Origin of the sequence: Dubosiella newyorkensis, from assembly GCF_001945605.1 — a bacterium.
Taxonomy (GTDB): domain Bacteria; phylum Bacillota_I; class Bacilli_A; order Erysipelotrichales; family Erysipelotrichaceae; genus Dubosiella; species Dubosiella newyorkensis.
Map to the genome: position 1 here is coordinate 1 of NZ_MPKA01000029.1, position 2,789 is coordinate 2,789.

3 protein-coding genes are annotated in these 2,789 nt (G+C 39.8%); 2 read left to right on the forward strand and 1 reads right to left on the reverse strand.

The annotated features are described in order from the left end of the window. Positions 1-190: 190 nt before the first annotated feature. A complete protein-coding gene (locus BO225_RS00915; protein WP_083632028.1) occupies positions 191-1,402 on the reverse strand; it encodes a CapA family protein in 1,212 nt (403 codons plus the stop codon). A 132-nt stretch (positions 1,403-1,534) separates the two neighbouring features. On the opposite strand from BO225_RS00915, the gene BO225_RS00920 reads away from it, so the two are divergent. Together BO225_RS00920 and BO225_RS00925 are read left to right on the forward strand one after the other, a co-directional pair. Beyond that, on the forward strand, positions 1,535-2,233 hold the full coding sequence (locus tag BO225_RS00920; protein WP_076340416.1) for an Rpn family recombination-promoting nuclease/putative transposase: 699 nt from the start codon (positions 1,535-1,537) through the stop codon (positions 2,231-2,233). Then, positions 2,209-2,574: a hypothetical protein gene (locus BO225_RS00925; protein WP_076340417.1), complete on the forward strand. Its 366-nt coding sequence runs from the start codon at positions 2,209-2,211 to the stop codon at positions 2,572-2,574. The genes BO225_RS00920 and BO225_RS00925 overlap by 25 nt, the downstream gene beginning before the upstream one ends. Positions 2,575-2,789 lie beyond the last annotated feature (215 nt).

The following is a 2,789-nucleotide window of genomic DNA, read 5'->3' on the forward strand; positions in this document are numbered from 1 at the left end:
TCCCTGCCTTGAAGCTCTCTGCCTCAACGCTCACTCATATTACCATGAACGAACTGTTCTGTCAACACTTTTTTCAATATTTTTTGAATATTTTTAGAGGACAGATTGAGGAGAAACCTCAACAGCTCGTTTAGAATACCTCCATCTCCCTATAAAGTCAACTAAAAAACACACAAATTTTAATTTGTGCCTAATCTAAGATCGGAATCTTCGATCCTTCAAACACAAAACGTACTTGCTCGTCAAGCCAAGCCTTCGAAAACAATTCCGAATATTGTCTTTGTGAATGCGAGACGGCCAATTCTTCCGTATACGCCTTCAAAGGATAGATATGAAAATTCGTATACTCGCCTTCAAAATGATTCACGATCGGAATCAAACACGGATCGAGCACTTCCACGACCCCATCCTCCTTCTTTTTCAAAGTAAATTGAGCGATCGAGCCGACCTCGTACATGTTTTGGAAAACTTCATCCGCTCGATCGACCAAATACGCCGAAGAAACCAAATTGCCTAACGAATAAAAGCACAACGTCTTATGTCCATTTTGTCCCTCGATCCAAGAAGCTGGCTGGATCGTATGCGGATGGTTTCCAACGATCACATCCACACCCGCATCCGCGAGCTGTTTAGAAAGAATCGTCTGCGCCGCATTCAATTCATACGTAAACTCAGTCCCCCAATGCATGCAGACGATTACGCAATCGCTCTCTTCTTGCGCTCGAGCCACATCCTCCATCAAAACCGAAACTTGCGGATCATAAGCGCTCCCAAAAATATTCACCCGCCAACTCGTATCCACAGGCTGATTGGTCGCGAACGTCCACGAAACGATCCCGACCCGAATTCCATTCACATCTACATAGGAAATGGAATTCCGCGCCTCTTCCGAAAGAAAAGCGCCCGTATGACCAATTTTTTGCGCGTCTAAATTTTGAATCGTTTTCTTCAATCCTTCCGCTCCGCGATCCATCGCATGATTGTTGGCCAATGTCACGTATTCGATCGAATTATCCACAAGATTCTTGGCCGTCTGCGAAGGCGCGTTGAAACAATAATCCGCTCCCGCCAAACCAAATTCCTCACCAGCAATCGGAACTTCCAGATTAGCCAATGTCAAATCATCTTTTGAAAACCAAGGCGCTAGATCCTTCATATATGCGCCCCAGCTTTCGTTTCCAAATGCGTTTTGAAACCCGTCCTCGATCAAAATATCGCCTGTCACCGTGATCAACGCTCGATCTTTAGAAATTTCTTCCTTCTTTTCTACGGCTTGTTTTTCTTTCAAAAACAAAGACGAGCTCAAAGCCGATACGCTCCAAATCGATCCACCAGCCAAAGCAAGCCCCATTCCCAGCAGCAAAGCCGAACGACCTTTCTTAATTTTTCTTTTATTTTTCATAACCTCAATCCTTTTTTTCTTATTATAAAATCAAAATCAATGATTTTATAATACAGATATTTAATATATTTTAAAATATTAAATACAGAATAATCAGGATACACTATAAGAAAATGAAAGGAGAAAGTAATTATGCATCATGAAAAAGACATCCTTGAAAAGCATATTCTCGAAAAGAATGATGTTTTTGCGGACATTTGCCGCTTAGTCGTTCCTGGAATGGAACATGCTAGAGCCGAAGAATTTGAAAGCGAAACGACGCCCGATTTTTTTGTGAATTCGGATTCTATTTCTGAAGTCGAACGCGATATCGTAAAACGCTGGATCAAAGAAAACAAATTGATCTATATTGTTGGCATCGAGAATCAAACCCAAAAAGATGCTACATTATCTTTAAGGATCATGAACTGTAATTCTGTCATGTACCAACGCTTTCTTTCCCGCAAGCAAAAGCCTGTTCCGGTGATCACATTTGTGTTGTATTTTGGGATTGAAAAAGCTTGGGATCAAGCAAGATCGATCCACGAAATTTTGGATATTCCAAAAGAGTTAAAACGATTCATTCCCGATTTTCGTGCCGAAGTCATTGATCTAGGCGCTTTATCTAATGAAATGATCGACTCGCTAAAAAGCGATCTGAAAGAAATCGCTCGCTTTATTAAAACTGTTAGAAATGGCGAAAATCAATTCAACACTTCAAAGAAACTCGACCATTTCGCTTTAGTTGGCCATTTATTATCCATTCTGACTTCCAAAAAATCACGATGGAAACTTGGGAATCATTACAAGAAAGAGGTGAAGAAAAAATGGAACACGTTATCAATCTATTGACCAAAGAAGATTCGGAACGCTATTTACAACAAGGAATCGAACTGGGCAGAGTAGAAGGGATCGAACTAGGATCTGAACAAGAACGCTACACCATCCAAAACATGATGACCTGGCTTAAAGACCATCATCGAGAAGACCTCTTGTTCAAGATCTTTGACTACAAAGATTTTGAACAATTAAAAACGCTCGTTCTAGAAAAAAAAATTGAATATAAAAAAAGGCAGGAGCTTATCACATTGATAAGCTCCCCTAATAGTAGACACGCCAAACAACTAAATTTGGAGGTCCTATTAGGGGGCTTTTTATATGGGAAGAAAATCAAAATACACTATAGATTTTAAATTATCTGTTGTTGACCGCTATTTAAATAAAGGAGAAGGATCCGTCACGATTGGAAAAGATTTAAATCTTAATCCAAACACTGTAATGAATGGGTAAAACAATTTCAAAAGTCGGATGCTGAAGCTTTTCTGGAGAAACCAAGAAATCAATCCTATTCAAAAGAATTCAAAATACAAGTGATTGAGGAATATTTGGCAGGAGGATGTTCGTATCT